The sequence below is a fragment of the Clostridium sp. YIM B02569 genome, assembly GCF_022320765.1.
Classification (GTDB): domain Bacteria; phylum Bacillota; class Clostridia; order Clostridiales; family Clostridiaceae; genus Clostridium; species Clostridium beijerinckii.
Genome location: NZ_JAKJJX010000004.1, coordinates 1 through 13,253, shown reverse-complemented (window position 1 = coordinate 13,253; position 13,253 = coordinate 1). Strand labels below are relative to the sequence as shown.

Annotated in this window: 18 protein-coding genes and 1 pseudogene; 4 read left to right on the top strand and 15 right to left on the bottom strand. The window is 31.7% G+C overall.

The window, feature by feature from the left end; genetic code table 11:
- Positions 1 to 2: 2 nt before the first annotated feature.
- From L3B96_RS04350 to L3B96_RS04280, 15 genes are all read right to left on the bottom strand, one after another.
- Positions 3 to 2,429 carry a virulence-associated E family protein gene (locus L3B96_RS04350; RefSeq protein ID WP_275297092.1) on the bottom strand — a complete coding sequence of 809 codons (2,427 nt, stop codon included), beginning with the start codon at positions 2,427 to 2,429 and terminating at the stop codon, positions 3 to 5.
- A gap of 74 nt (positions 2,430 to 2,503) precedes the next feature.
- The gene (locus L3B96_RS04345; RefSeq protein WP_170816451.1) at positions 2,504 to 2,650 is read right to left on the bottom strand and encodes a hypothetical protein; all 147 of its coding nucleotides are present in this window, start codon (positions 2,648 to 2,650) and stop codon (positions 2,504 to 2,506) included.
- Between the two features lie 44 nt (positions 2,651 to 2,694).
- Positions 2,695 to 3,000, bottom strand: coding sequence for a hypothetical protein (locus tag L3B96_RS04340; RefSeq protein ID WP_238858955.1), 306 nt, complete (start codon positions 2,998 to 3,000; stop codon positions 2,695 to 2,697).
- 10 nt (positions 3,001 to 3,010) lie between these two features.
- Positions 3,011 to 3,268 (bottom strand): hypothetical protein, encoded by a 258-nt coding sequence (locus L3B96_RS04335; RefSeq protein WP_238858954.1) that lies wholly within the window; start codon positions 3,266 to 3,268, stop codon positions 3,011 to 3,013.
- Between the two features lies 1 nt (position 3,269).
- The gene (locus L3B96_RS04330) at positions 3,270 to 5,237 is read right to left on the bottom strand and encodes a DNA polymerase (RefSeq protein WP_238858953.1); all 1,968 of its coding nucleotides are present in this window, start codon (positions 5,235 to 5,237) and stop codon (positions 3,270 to 3,272) included.
- Positions 5,238 to 5,241: 4 nt separating this feature from the next.
- Complete coding sequence (locus L3B96_RS04325) at positions 5,242 to 5,799, bottom strand: DUF2815 family protein (RefSeq protein WP_238859189.1); 558 nt, start codon at positions 5,797 to 5,799, stop codon at positions 5,242 to 5,244.
- A 200-nt stretch (positions 5,800 to 5,999) separates the two neighbouring features.
- The gene (locus L3B96_RS04320; RefSeq protein ID WP_238858952.1) at positions 6,000 to 7,151 is read right to left on the bottom strand and encodes a DUF2800 domain-containing protein; all 1,152 of its coding nucleotides are present in this window, start codon (positions 7,149 to 7,151) and stop codon (positions 6,000 to 6,002) included.
- A complete protein-coding gene (locus L3B96_RS04315) occupies positions 7,151 to 7,627 on the bottom strand; it encodes a hypothetical protein (RefSeq protein ID WP_238858951.1) in 477 nt (158 codons plus the stop codon). The genes L3B96_RS04320 and L3B96_RS04315 overlap by 1 nt, the downstream gene beginning before the upstream one ends.
- A gap of 42 nt (positions 7,628 to 7,669) precedes the next feature.
- Positions 7,670 to 7,966, bottom strand: a complete 297-nt coding sequence (locus tag L3B96_RS04310; RefSeq protein WP_238858950.1) for a hypothetical protein — start codon at positions 7,964 to 7,966, stop codon at positions 7,670 to 7,672.
- Positions 7,966 to 8,229: a hypothetical protein gene (locus L3B96_RS04305; protein ID WP_238858949.1), complete on the bottom strand. Its 264-nt coding sequence runs from the start codon at positions 8,227 to 8,229 to the stop codon at positions 7,966 to 7,968. Before L3B96_RS04305 ends, L3B96_RS04310 begins: the two co-directional genes overlap by 1 nt.
- 34 nt (positions 8,230 to 8,263) lie before the next feature.
- Complete coding sequence (locus L3B96_RS04300; protein WP_238858948.1) at positions 8,264 to 8,491, bottom strand: hypothetical protein; 228 nt, start codon at positions 8,489 to 8,491, stop codon at positions 8,264 to 8,266.
- A gap of 12 nt (positions 8,492 to 8,503) precedes the next feature.
- Positions 8,504 to 9,289 (bottom strand): ORF6N domain-containing protein, encoded by a 786-nt coding sequence (locus L3B96_RS04295; protein WP_238858947.1) that lies wholly within the window; start codon positions 9,287 to 9,289, stop codon positions 8,504 to 8,506.
- A complete protein-coding gene (locus L3B96_RS04290) occupies positions 9,282 to 9,449 on the bottom strand; it encodes a hypothetical protein (RefSeq protein ID WP_238858946.1) in 168 nt (55 codons plus the stop codon). Before L3B96_RS04290 ends, L3B96_RS04295 begins: the two co-directional genes overlap by 8 nt.
- 142 nt (positions 9,450 to 9,591) lie before the next feature.
- Positions 9,592 to 9,843 carry a hypothetical protein gene (locus L3B96_RS04285; protein ID WP_041896193.1) on the bottom strand — a complete coding sequence of 84 codons (252 nt, stop codon included), beginning with the start codon at positions 9,841 to 9,843 and terminating at the stop codon, positions 9,592 to 9,594.
- A complete protein-coding gene (locus tag L3B96_RS04280; RefSeq protein ID WP_041896191.1) occupies positions 9,840 to 10,079 on the bottom strand; it encodes a helix-turn-helix transcriptional regulator in 240 nt (79 codons plus the stop codon). The genes L3B96_RS04285 and L3B96_RS04280 overlap by 4 nt, the downstream gene beginning before the upstream one ends.
- 236 nt (positions 10,080 to 10,315) lie before the next feature.
- Here L3B96_RS04280 and L3B96_RS04275 point away from each other — a divergent pair, with 236 nt between their 5' ends.
- The 4 genes and pseudogenes from L3B96_RS04275 to L3B96_RS04260 form a co-directional block, all read left to right on the top strand.
- On the top strand, positions 10,316 to 10,858 hold the full coding sequence (locus tag L3B96_RS04275) for a helix-turn-helix transcriptional regulator (RefSeq protein ID WP_238858945.1): 543 nt from the start codon (positions 10,316 to 10,318) through the stop codon (positions 10,856 to 10,858).
- A 25-nt stretch (positions 10,859 to 10,883) separates the two neighbouring features.
- Complete coding sequence (locus L3B96_RS04270) at positions 10,884 to 11,348, top strand: ImmA/IrrE family metallo-endopeptidase (protein ID WP_238858944.1); 465 nt, start codon at positions 10,884 to 10,886, stop codon at positions 11,346 to 11,348.
- A 27-nt stretch (positions 11,349 to 11,375) separates the two neighbouring features.
- Entirely contained in the window at positions 11,376 to 13,055 is a 1,680-nt protein-coding gene (locus L3B96_RS04265) for a recombinase family protein (protein WP_238858943.1), read from the top strand.
- Positions 13,031 to 13,192, top strand: a pseudogene (locus L3B96_RS04260) (manganese catalase family protein); the annotation flags it as partial. The gene L3B96_RS04265 and the pseudogene L3B96_RS04260, both read left to right, overlap by 25 nt.
- Between the last annotated feature and the right edge of the window lie 61 nt (positions 13,193 to 13,253).

Sequence of the window (13,253 nt, the reverse complement as noted above, 5' to 3'; positions counted from 1 at the left end):
CTTTATTCCCTCACAAAAGCTCTTTGGGTTCCATAAGTCTTCCCAAATCTTAATCGACCATCATAAGACTTCCACCCATCAATGCCTTTTAATATATCATTTATTTCTCTTGATGTAATTGGTGTAAGCATCTTAGGATCCCCATTGAATAGTTCACACCATATTTCCATTACACAAGTTTTAGTTCTAGTAATTGTACCTTCTTGGGCTTCTCCAAAATCTCCACCATGTATATAATTTCTCTTCTCTGCTATACCTAGGTTATACCAGTTCTCTGTAATAGGCTTATTTAAATATTCTTCAATAAGACCTGCTTTTGCACTTTCTTCTGAATGAGCTTCCTGCTGCTTTTTAGCTTCTTTTTCTTCTTCATAATTAAGGTACAAAGTTTCTCCATTATTGAATAGCTCTAAAGCTTCAGCCCATATTTGACCAATCTCATATTCTGTTAGATCTTCAAATACATTTCTATTAGGTTTATTTATAGCAATATCAACTGGCCAAAATCTTCTATTACCTGTTTTATCCCTTAAAAACTCACGTTCATTACTAGTCCCAATAAATATACATTGTCGTGGAAATCTGCTTGTACGTCTTCCATAAGCAACTCTATATATATCCTCAGTCTTACTTAAGAAATGTTTTGTTGCTTCGATATCGGCCTTTTTAGTTGCCATCATTTCAGCCATTTCTAGAATCCAAACTCCTTGTAATTGTTCATAAGCCTCTTTACCATTTACGGTTGTTAAACTATCGCTGTACCAATCCTGACCTAATTTTTTAATAATAGTACTTTTACCTACTCCCTGTTTACCACTTAAAATAAGCATATTATCAAACTTAATACCTGGTTTAAATACTCTTGCAACTGCTGCAGTTAATACTTTTCTTGTTACTATTCTTACATAATTGTTATCTTCAGCCCCGAGATAATCTATAAATAACTTGTCAATTCTCTTTTCACCATCCCATATAAGACCATTTAAATAATCTTTGATAGGATGGAATGAATGTTTTTCAAAACTTAAAGCTAATGCATCAGCACATTTTGCAGTACTTGAAATATGATAATATTTTTCTACAAACTCCCTAAGTCCAGAATCATCAGTGTCATTCCAATCTTCATTATTATTTTTATTTCTCCATGGGAGTTTACCTACAACTACAGCTCTATTTGAAAATTCATTGTAAGCAATCTTTCCTTTAAGTAACGGTTCATTCTCAATTATTAAAGAAAAATTGCTTATTGTGCTTGCAAGTTTACCATTTAAAGTATAAGTAAGGCTATCAAGCCATTCTGTACTCATTTCTTCATCAGGCACAATAACATCAAAGTCCTCTTGTGCCTTTTCCATACGTTCTCTGCCTATAGTTTCCTTAACCTTTTTATCATTAGCTGCAAACTCTGTCATTTTAGTAAATGAAGGTAATCTATTTGCTGGGGTATCTTCCTTTGCGTTATCATCTAATTCGCCAAACCTATGGATCCTTATTAGATCAAATGCATTACACAAAATACCTGAGGTTGGATCTGTACCATGATGTGAAAAGCTAAATTTATCATCATAAACTACAACTCCACCAGTTGTTGAACCTTCTAAATATGTGTATCTTGTATCATCTGCACCTGCAGCATAAACATCACTTAAAAATTCTTCTATTGCTTCACTAATACTGTAGGTCCTACAAAACGCACCTATAACACCTTTCTTTTCTAATGGATCCTCTTGTTTCTTAATAGCTGAATTTAATTTTGCTCTAGATCTTGAACTCTCTGGCCAATAACTTACATCCTTCCAGCCAAATGTATATCTTTCTAAGATTTCATCTGGATTAAGCCAAGGTAAGTCTTGTACTTTAAATACATATTCCCCATCACTTGAAGTTGATGGCCAATACATTAATCTACATGGTTCATATGTTGTATCATCAAACTGATCTATTCCTAAATCATCTGCAATCATTCTAGCTATAGCTTGATATTCATCTGGTAGAACTGGCCTACTTAAAGGGATCACAAGTCTTAATCTTTGGTTATCAGATGCATGAGTATGAGTTGAATACATGACCACTGAAAAATCCCATAGTAGCTCTACGCTTGACCATACATCACCATTAACATAATCTAAATCTAGTGTTAATAGAGTTCTATTAGCAACGTTCTCAGCTTTTCTACGGCCATTTTTTAATGAGCCTCCAACGAAACCTCCAACGTCTTTGATTCTATCTCTATCAGTCTTTGGCATCTTCTTATATTCTGCATAAGTTTCAGGTGTTCTAGTTGTATGGCTTAACTTTTCAACTAAGGCTGAGTAAAGCATATTTTTATTTTTCCATTGCTTTGATGTTTTATTTCTTCCAGTAGCCAATGTTATTTGGTCATCATATTTTATTTTTACTATTGGATTATCACTCAATATAGACTCCAAAGTATAATCCTCCTTTCTTGCATCTGTTATTGGTAGTATGAATTAAACTATTTGAACACTTATTTTTAAACCGCTTATAAATTAATTTTTAATTCTTCTTTTCCATCTGCTATTAATAATGGATTAAGTCTTTTAATTTGCTTTTTATAGATCCTATGGCTTCTTGCATGTATACCTATAATTAATAATTTGCAAACTAATCGTTTATTTTTATAATTCATCTATATTCCTCCAATTGCTTAATTACTTAGTATTGTTCTGCATTTTAGGTGGTAATAACTTTCTTGAAATTTTTCAGTTCTTCTAACTTTTTAATTACTGCCATAAGTCCATCACTTACAATCAAATTAATTTCTCTGTCTACAATGCTTTTAAATGCTAATTCCAAGTTAGGATGATAACTTATTGTTTTCCACTGAGGTTCTACTATTTCACCATCTTCTTTAGGCTTTGGAGTATATTTCTCTTTAACTACAACATTTAAAACATCTGCAGTTTCTATCCTATATTTATCATTAATTGGTATCCCAACTGGTTCCTCATTTAATCCTAAAAACTCTAGATCATCCATTTTTTATCCCTCACTTTCTAAATAGCCTACTGTCATTGAATATAAACTTTTGTCTTGGTCTACCTTTAAAATATAATTCTGGATTTCTAACTTTTAACATGTTTGATTCTTTTACTTGAAGAATAGCTATATACTCTCTTTTATAAGTTATATATGTGGACTTTCTTATACCTAATTTCTTATAATGTTGAATACTTTCCCTCTGCCATACTACATCCGGATTATCTCTAAAATATTGAAAGGTTAATTCCTTTTTAGTAATATTCATTTTAATCCTTCATGTAATAGCTGCATTCATAACCATCTGCTCTAAGTGGTAAGCCTTTTGCCCATTCAATTGATTCTCCGAATATATTGCATATTTCTTCAACACTACCTTTGTCTTTAGGTACATCCATAATAATTTCATCGTGTACATGCATTACAATGTCATATCCTGATGAAGTAACCTTAAACATTGCTTCAGCCAAACAATCTCTTGCAACAGCTTGAACAATATTTTCTACAAGTTTTGGTCCGTAAGTATCTAACCTTGTCCATTGCTTACTTGTTTGTTCCATACCTTCATATGTTATCTTGTCTCCACTAAAAGTCTCATGTGGTTCAATCTTTGGCCTTATATAGCTTAGCTTTCTTCCTGATGGTAATTGTATAAATAAGACTCCTGGATCATATATAAATTTAATCCCATGATGCAGTGTTACTGTTGTTTTTTCTCTAATGGCCTTTTTAGCTGCTTTATCACAATCCCACCAAAACTTAGTTATATTAGGGTTTGCATTTCTCCAATGTTGTACTAGTTCTGGAAGTTCTTCTTCTGGAATACTTTTAGCTTTATCCATTGACGCAAGAGCTCCAACACTTCCTCCATAACCAAGTGCAAGCTCTGCTATCTTTCCTTTTTGTCTTAAGTCAGAACCCTTTTTAATGCTCTCTATCGGCACATGAAACATTTGACTTGCTGAAGCTTCATATATCTTTCCATGTGTTTTAAAGACTTCTAACCTCCATTCTTCTCCTGCAATCCATGCAATAACTCTTGCTTCAATAGCACTAAAATCTGCAACTATAAACCTATTTCCTTCCCTTGGAATAAACGCTGTTCTTATGAGCTGACTTAATGTATCTGAAACGCTATCATATAAAAATTCAATTTGTTCAAAGTCACCGTTTATTAATAGCTTTCTAGCATCATCTAAGTCAGGTAAATGGTTTTGTGGAAGGTTTTGAACTTGTACTAATCTTCCCGCCCATCTTCCTGTTCTATTAGCTCCATAAAACTGTAATAATCCTCTTACTCTACCATCCTTGCATCTAGCTACTTGCATCGTCTGATATTTCTTAATTGAGGTTTTACCCATAAGCTGCCTTAGTTCTAATATTCTTTTTACTTCATCTTTTCCTTGAGTCTCTGCATCTTGTATCAATGTTGGCATAATATCCTTATTTATGCTGCCAACTGCATATCCTATTCTTTTACTTATCCATTCTTTTAATTGAGCTGGACTATTTGGATTAGATAGTCCTGTTAACTCTCTAGCTTCACTAATTAATCTTTCCTGGTATTGTTCATCACACTTAATAGCTTTTTTAATAAGTTCTATATCTACACCAACACCTCTATCATTAATGTGTTGGTCCAGTTCCCATAATTGCTGTTCTTTATCTAAAGTTTTATATTTACTTAACTTATTTCTTATATCTCTTTCAACTTCAACGTCTTGTTTACAATATAATTTAAAGGTTTCCCATTTATCTGGTGCATGTTCTGGTAAATTTCTAGTTCTTTGACCATTAGTTTTAGTAGGCTTACATGGCTTACAAAAGTACTTAATTAAGTCTTTACCTTCCTTCATTTTTTGCTTATCTTCTGCAAAATGAAGTGCCTTACCAACCATATCAAGTGATCCAGGTAATCCCATTGTTAAAGCTTTAATCATACTACACTGCCATTCCTCTGGTGGACACCACGTTTGCATAAAAAAATTTGATATTGCATTTCTTTCAAAATTAGCGTTGAATGCTGACTTAATAACATTAGGATCATCAAGAGCATCTATAACTCTAAAAGGTATATTTTCACGGTTTTTAAAATCTACAATTTCTACTGTTTCATCATTGAAAGCATATGCAAATAGCAATATTTCAAATGATGGGTGCTCACAATATTTATAAGCACCCACATCCTTAATATCTAAGTCACAATATGTTTCAACATCTATGCTTAGAATATCCATAATCTTAACCTAAGAAATCATCTTCTGCAGAACCTACTGCAGTAAAATCATCTTCTGCTCTTGTAAATCCTCCAAGTGGTTCACCATCTTCAAGCTTTTGAACATTACCAAGACCTGCAGCTACACCTTTATTTCCATTGGCATTGTAAGCATAAAAGTTAAGAGTTAATCTACCATAACAACCTGAATAAACTTCTGTTGCATCTAATACTGGTTGTACATTCTTATCCACTACACCAGGTTTATTCTTTGAATTTGCATTTAAGAAATAGCATCCTGCATAAGCTTCATCATCTGGCCTTTCTGCATCACCATCTCTTAAAGGTGTCTTTAGTGTTGGTGGTACTTTTCCTCCCCACTTACTAGCTCCATCCTTTTTCGCTTGTTCTGTAGCTTCCTTAATTGCTTTCAGTGTTTCAGTGTCAGTCTTTGGAATTATTACTGATACACTGTATTTAGGTTCATTTCCTTCTATTGCATGTGGCTCAAAAAGATGTGCATAACTTAATCTAACCTTTCCTGTAGTTACCTTTGTTCCTGTTCTTGTTGCTTTAACATTCATAATTTCATTCTCCTTTTTCTTTAATATATTTTTATTACTTTCATGTGTATTGTTTATTTTTCTTACTTCAAATCTCCACTTGTAAGCATCTTTGCCTATTTTCTTAAATAGCTTCTTTCGTGCTTTGTTCTTTGTTTCTTCGCAGATTCCAAATTGAAAAGCTTTAGCATAAGTATTATAGATACCATACATATAAATTCTTACCCCATAAAGTCTGCTTTAGCAGGGTTGTATGGCTCTCTTTTATCTGTTATAGGTGCTAGAGTTGGTTTGCCTGGTGGTTTCTCAATATATTCACCAAGTAATCTATTAACTTCTTTCTTACCTATTGCTGTCTCCATATTTGCAATACCTGTAAGCTTTTTAGTGTATATAATATTTTCTAAAAATCCTTGTTCCAGTAATATTTCTCCAACCTTCTTTTCATCTATCCACTTTCTATTACTCCTACCTTCAACAACTTTAAATCCCTCAAGGTTATCACCTTTTAATGCTTGTTCTAAAGCAAAGTTTTTTACATCTGTTACCCATTCAATAACTTTATCTGCAATAGTCAAAATATCTGATATCTCTGAATCACTTAAAAAATTAACATTAGTAAATTCATATTTAGCTATTTCTAAATTTTTATCAGCTCTAGCTTTACATACTGCTTTAGCTTTACAAAATTTACAGTGATCTCCTGCACAAAATTCTCCTTCGCCTTTTATTGCGAGTTCTGCTCTTGGCTTCACATATTCATCCGCCCATTTGATTAAATCTCCAACTGTCATTTCATCGGTACTTATCGAATCAAGTCTTGGTTGAATAATTGTCATTTTTACATTTTGAATGTCATATAGAAAACTAAATTCTGTTATTGCTCCTAATGCGTATAGTCTCATTTGTGAATTATCTATAGCTGATACTTGAACACCCTTGCCATACTTTAAATCACATATTTCCATAGTTCCATCTGCAATTATTACAAAGTCACCTGTTCCAAACCCGTCTGGAACCCATTGACTAAAATCTAACTTTTGCTCTACTATAGCTATTGCATCAGGAGTTGTTGCTTTTGCTACAGCAACTTTCTCAATACAGATATCTGTATAAATCTCAACATAATCTGGCATATCATTTGTGTATAACTCATTATTGGATATAAGCTTTTTCACCTTGCTATCATAAGTTCTTTTAGTTATTTCTCTGAGTTGATACCTTAGACTTAATTCACCAAGTTCATGTGCTAATGTTCCTTCTTCTGCAAATATACTTGTCTTATTTCCAAATCCTTTTTCTAGTTCAACACTAGGTGGACAGTTAAGCCACCTATGCGAAGAACTTGCGCTTAATATTGCATGTTTAGCCATTATAGCAACGCCTCCACATCCTTATATACATCTGCATAACATTCTTCTTTTAAATCAGGAATTTTAGCAGCACCATAATTGCTAACTATGTTTTTAACTTCTGCTGACTTACCTGCTTTTATAGCCTTTTGACATAATGCCCTTACCATTTCCTTAGTAATCTTAGCTTCTGGTTCATTATTATCTTCTGTTACTTCTGCATCTTTGGTTGCTTCTTTAGATTCTGTGTCAACTCTAGTAACCTCTGCCTCAACTTTAGGTGCCTCATCCTTTTTAATTTCTTCCTTCGGTGGTTCCTCTTTTTTAGTTTCAGCTTTATTCTTTTTAGTCTTTTCAGTTACAGGCTTAACATCTTCCTTAGGTTCTTCGACTGGCACCACTTGTCCTTGGCTAGCCACAATCTCTTTAGCAGCTCCAAACATTCCCACAAAACTTAATAATTCTTCTCTCGATTCAAATTCCACATTCATCTTCATAATATAATTCCTCCAAATTTAATTAATTTTTTAATTCTTATGTCATTCTCCTAAGAAATCATCTACATCAAATTTTTCTTCTTTAGGTTCTTGCTTCTCTTTTAATTTAGGATCTAACTTTTCAGTAGTACCAAAATATTTAAGCCTTAATTCAATTTTTAATTTTTCTATCCCATTGTTCCAGTCATGAAATATTTCTTTTGATGAATCCCCAACTGGTGAATACTTGTCACAAGGCTTATTGCAACTTCTTGTATGGTAAGGACAAATACCATCCGTACCGCCATATAGGAACGAGCAATTATTCATTTCCATTTTTATCTTTGTGCCATAACCCATTAATCAAAACCTCCTAAGAACATCTTTTCTTCAAAGGCTTTAATATCTGGATTAATATTTTTAACAATCCATTTCTCAGCTTTCTCCATATGAATTTTACTTTTAGAATACCTGCTAAATATACCTATACTGTAGGAGTTGCTAGTCGGAACAACTAATATGTCACCTTCAACTAAATCGTCCATATCGGTAAAGTACGAATATTCCTGGTCAAAGCTTCCTCTTGGAAATTTAATTAATGCTATATTTTTAATTGTAATCACCTCATTTTGTGATATAATAAACTTGATTATTTTGTTATGCCATTTGGACTACTTTGGTCGGTGTCCTTTGGCTTTTTTCTTTGTCTATTTTTAAAATTAGGTTTGCACAGCTTGTACATATATCAATAAATTTCTTAGGTCCTGTAGTCTTACCAAATCCAATTCTATTGAATTTAATATCTTGAACTGTTGCTGCTAATATATCCTTGAACTGTTCTTCTGTAACATTTGCTTTAAGCCATCTTAAAAATTTATAAACCATATCTTAGTCCTCCTACACTCCATATTTAATTGCAAGTTCTTTTACTATAGCTAGGAAACATTCTAAAATCTTTTTCTCTTCGCCTATGATGTCTAACTTATTTAGCTTGTCTCTCTTTGATTTACAAATACCTTCCTCTGCCATTCTTCTACGCTTATTAGTGAGTCTTATTTCTAATTGACAACTGGCTCTTCTCTCCAAGTCAGTGTAAATTTCCTTGTACACATCCTGTATAAATTGATTACCACCAAGTCTATGTGCTATTTTCACTATTAAGTTTTTAGAGTCATTTTTCCAATCTGTAGAATTAAGAGCAACTACTTCTTTAATTCCTTTTAACTTTTCCTTTGTTTCTTCAATATCTTCTTTCATTTTCTTTTGTTCTAACTCACTATTGGCTAATGCTTGAAACATTTTATTAAACATTTGAAGTTCTGGTGATAATTCGGAAGTATTTAACGTCTGTTTAGGATTAAAATAATTTTCTTCTAAAGCTTCATAAACTTCCCACGCTTCATCTGTATCAAGAATTTTTGCATGTCTTGCTGCCCCTCTATCTGTCCAAAGATATAGGCAATTTATTCTTAACATTGACGGTTCATCATTCAGATGATTCGTTTTAAAATCCTTTAGCACTGCACCCTCTAGCTTGTAATAATGTTTTCCCTCAATAAATCTGTCTATATTTCTATTGAAGTTGTTGCTGATTATTTTATCTTCGGTTCCAAATTCTTCAGCTAAAATCTTAGTCATAATAATCCTTTGATTTTTAAATTCTAATGGCATTAATTTATTCACATTTTTTACCTCCAACTAATACATGATTTTGATATTGTACCAAAGCTCTCATTAATTCAGCTGCTACAGCTTCATTAATGTCTTTTTCCTCTGGATTTGCTTCCGTATCACTTCTATACAATTGAATTTGATCTAATAGGTATACTGTATAATTATCCATATTTAAACCTCCTTAAATTTATTTTTCTGTTCCAATCCCTCACCATTAGCCTTTAACTAGTGTGGTTTGTTAAGACTCAACTATTAAATATTTATGTAATGACATATTACATAAGGCTATCTACTAGCCTACTATTCATTTGTTATTTACCTAATTTTATTTTTAATTCTTCCATAACTAATGCTAATCCATCTTCTCCTAATTGTTTTTCAGATATATCCAGCATTACCGCTCCTAGACTTTTAATATAGGCCTCTCTATCTTCTATTGGGCACATGATTACATTAATGGGTTCTTTATTCCTCTTACCAATTCTTTTATTCATAGCTTCACCTTTTATGAAATTATACAATTCATAATATTCAATAGCTCTAAATTTTGCTAATGAACTCATTCATTATTTATGTCTGTATTTACGACATTTTTAATTAAATTAAAATTGATATTTAATTTGTTAAAAATATTAATCAAAGTTCCTACACTCGGAGAATATCTCCCACTTTCTATGTCAGAAATATAAGTTCTAGACAAATAGCATTCATCAGCCAAATTCTGTTGTGTTTTATTTTTATTGATCCGAGCTTCTTTTATTATATTGCCTATCTTTTTTTTAGAACTCTCATTCATCATTAATTCCTCCTCTCTATTTACCATGCCCTTATTGTATTGTATTAACGACAATTAGTAAAGAATTAAATAACAGTATTTACGACCTTTATGGAGTAAAATACATGTTTTTTCTCTCATTTGCTAAATGTCGCTCCTTTTTACTTGTATTTACGACTTTGTTAGTATTGCCTTTACGTCACCATTGTTATATACTGTAAATATTAATAGTCGGAAATTACGACATGGAGGTATTTGAAATGGATGTAGGAACCAAAATAAAAGAACTAAGAAAGATGCAAAAATTGACTCAAGTTGACTTAGCAAAAAAAGCTTCAATATCACGATCTTATCTAGCCGATATTGAAAGGAATAGATACAATCCTAGTGTTGAAACTCTTTCTAATCTTTCAAAAGGATTAGGCTTAACTTTATCTCAACTTGTTGATGAAAATAAAAGTGATATTAAAATTGAAACAAAAAGAAACTATTTCATAGAACAATACCTGCTAAATCTAGGTTATGAAATCATATATGATCCTGAAGGTTATTTGATTCTAAATACAACAGATGCTGAATATGAAATATCTGAGAATGACATAATTGATTTACAAAAAAGTGCCGATTCATTTATAAAATTTAAAATATCGGAAATAACAAGTAAATGCAGAAAATCTTATAAAAATAATAGAGAACCTGAAATAGAAATCTTAGCTGCCCATAATGATAATATCAGTGATGATGCAAATGCTAGAAATATAGAAAAAATTAAAGCAAAATATAAAGAAATGCATAATAAATAGCTTTAAATAGATAGGTGGGGGATTAATGACTGCATATGAAAAGCTTATTGTTGAAGCTGAAAATATTGGCGCTGTTGTAGTTGAAATGGATTTAGAGGGTGAGTCAGGTTATTGTCTTAATGAAGTATTATTTATAAATAAGAATTTATGCGAAAAGCAAAAATACTGGATATTGTCAGAGGAAATAGGACACTTTAAAACCACATCAGGAGATATATTAAACCTAGATAGTATAATAAATAAGAAATTAGAAAATGCAGCAAGAGCTGAAAGTATTGAAAGAGTTTGCAGTCTAAAACAAATAGTAAGAGCTATTAAAAATGGTGCTAATGACAGATATGAGGTTGCTGAATATTTAACATTAACGGATAAGTTTTTTGATGAAGCTATTGAGTATCATAGACGCAAACATAGTATGTATAAAGAGTGTGAAAATATAATTCTTTATTTTGAACCAGGATTTGGAGTTTTAAGAAATGATATATTTTAATTCTTTTTTTGAATAGGAGTTGATTAGATGTCTAAAATTGCAATTTATTCTCGTAAAAGTAAATTTACAGAAGAGGGAGAATCTATAGAAAATCAGATTAATATGTGTATTAAATATGCCCAAAATGTTCTAAATATCGCAGAATATGAAGTATATGAGGATGAAGGCTTTTCTGGAGGCAATACAAACAGGCCTCAATTTCAAAAACTTATGAGAGATATTAAAAATAAATATTTTACCCATCTTATCTGTTATCGACTTGATAGAATTTCCAGAAATGTTGCAGACTTCACTAATACTCTTAATGTTTTAGATAAATTTGATGTCTCCTTCGTAAGTATTAAAGAGCAATTTGATACTTCTACTGCAATGGGAAGAGCTATGATGAATATATCTGCTACCTTTGCACAACTTGAAAGAGAAACCATAGCGGAACGTATACAAGACAATCTTAGAGAATTAAGTAAAACTGGTAGATGGCTAGGGGGACCTGCTCCTTTAGGCTATATATCTATTCAAGTTGAAAATAATGATTTAAGAGGAAAAAGTAGAAAAAAGCATATACTCCAAATTGAAGAAAACGACATTAAAACAGTGAAATTAGTATTTGAGTTATTTAAAAAATATAAAAGTTTTCAAAAAGTTAGTTTGACATTAGAAAATCAAGGTATTTACAGCCGTAAAGGACGCGTTTTTTCAAGAGAGCTCGTTAAGCAAATGATAAATAATCCAGTTTATGTTATAGCTGATAATTTAATTCTTGATTTCTTTAAAGATGAAGGTTGTGAAATTTATAGAAGAGAATATGCCAATGGTGTCAATGGCATAATGCCTTATAATCGAAGAAAAGAAAATGGCAGCTTTGCGCCTACAGAAGATTGGTTAATATCTATAGGTGATCATCCTGGAATAATATGCAGCCAGGATTGGATTAAATGTCAAGATATTTGTGAAGAAATTAAATTAAAAGCATCTAATAGGCAATATACTAGTATAAATGCACTTTTAAGTGGATTGGTCATTTGTGGGCATTGTGGTTCTAGTATGGCTCCTAGAAAGCAATTTAATAAACTTATTGATGGTACTGAAAGTATATACAGGTACTACACCTGCAATTTGAAGAATAAAGCCGGAAATAGATGTGATAACACTTCACTAAATGCATATGATGCTGAAGATTATGTTGTTAATAGAATTAAGAGTATGACTGAAGACGAGATTATGAACACCTATCTAGATTTTAAGCAAAGAGCTGCTGTAAAAACTAATAACAATGATTTAATAAATAAGTTAACTAAAAAAATATCTGAAAATAAAGAAATGATTAGTAATTTATCAAGGCGGGTCGCAAAATCGCACGAAGAAGAAATGATTGATACTTATGAGAATGAAATAAGACAACTGCGTAAAGAAAACAAAGAATTGGAAGATAATATTATTAAATTAAAAACAGAAAATGATACTATCCTTGATATAAAGAAAGATATTTCTGAAATACTTGATATATATGATAATTTTAAAAAATTCTATGATTTCACCCAAACTTTTGAAGATAAAAAAAGACTTATATCTAGTGTTGTTAAATTCGTAGTTTGGGATAGTGATAATAATTCTTTAACAGTAGTCCCAATCGGTTCTAGTCTTGAAAGAAAAGATTTCGGGAATTCTTCATTTAAGTCAACGGAACAGAAGAAATGGCCCATGTAGAAATAATTGCTACAATGGTATATCAACTTATGGAAAACGCAACTATAGAAGAGATAAAAAAAGCAGGACTTGCTGGGCATTATGCTGATCATAGAAAAGCAGTATTTTATACAGATGCAACAGGAAATCCATGGACACTCTAACTACATACAAAATTAATATGTTTGATTTTGGCAAAACCATAGGTGATAAGTTAAA

What these genes read in the sequence shown, in the direction of transcription:
- L3B96_RS04270 (WP_238858944.1), top strand. Translation starts at nt 10,884, where the DNA reads ATGACTGCATATGAAAAGCTTATTGTTGAAGCTGAAAATATTGGCGCT.
- L3B96_RS04330 (WP_238858953.1), bottom strand. Translation starts at nt 5,237, where the DNA reads ATGGATATTCTAAGCATAGATGTTGAAACATATTGTGACTTAGATATT.
- L3B96_RS04325 (WP_238859189.1), bottom strand. Translation starts at nt 5,799, where the DNA reads ATGAATGTTAAAGCAACAAGAACAGGAACAAAGGTAACTACAGGAAAG.
- L3B96_RS04280 (WP_041896191.1), bottom strand. Translation starts at nt 10,079, where the DNA reads ATGATGAATGAGAGTTCTAAAAAAAAGATAGGCAATATAATAAAAGAA.
- L3B96_RS04265 (WP_238858943.1), top strand. Translation starts at nt 11,376, where the DNA reads ATGTCTAAAATTGCAATTTATTCTCGTAAAAGTAAATTTACAGAAGAG.
- L3B96_RS04315 (WP_238858951.1), bottom strand. Translation starts at nt 7,627, where the DNA reads ATGAAGATGAATGTGGAATTTGAATCGAGAGAAGAATTATTAAGTTTT.
- L3B96_RS04310 (WP_238858950.1), bottom strand. Translation starts at nt 7,966, where the DNA reads ATGGGTTATGGCACAAAGATAAAAATGGAAATGAATAATTGCTCGTTC.
- L3B96_RS04335 (WP_238858954.1), bottom strand. Translation starts at nt 3,268, where the DNA reads ATGAATATTACTAAAAAGGAATTAACCTTTCAATATTTTAGAGATAAT.
- L3B96_RS04275 (WP_238858945.1), top strand. Translation starts at nt 10,316, where the DNA reads ATGGATGTAGGAACCAAAATAAAAGAACTAAGAAAGATGCAAAAATTG.
- L3B96_RS04285 (WP_041896193.1), bottom strand. Translation starts at nt 9,843, where the DNA reads ATGAGTTCATTAGCAAAATTTAGAGCTATTGAATATTATGAATTGTAT.
- L3B96_RS04300 (WP_238858948.1), bottom strand. Translation starts at nt 8,491, where the DNA reads ATGGTTTATAAATTTTTAAGATGGCTTAAAGCAAATGTTACAGAAGAA.
- L3B96_RS04320 (WP_238858952.1), bottom strand. Translation starts at nt 7,151, where the DNA reads ATGGCTAAACATGCAATATTAAGCGCAAGTTCTTCGCATAGGTGGCTT.
- L3B96_RS04290 (WP_238858946.1), bottom strand. Translation starts at nt 9,449, where the DNA reads ATGGATAATTATACAGTATACCTATTAGATCAAATTCAATTGTATAGA.
- L3B96_RS04345 (WP_170816451.1), bottom strand. Translation starts at nt 2,650, where the DNA reads ATGAATTATAAAAATAAACGATTAGTTTGCAAATTATTAATTATAGGT.
- L3B96_RS04340 (WP_238858955.1), bottom strand. Translation starts at nt 3,000, where the DNA reads ATGGATGATCTAGAGTTTTTAGGATTAAATGAGGAACCAGTTGGGATA.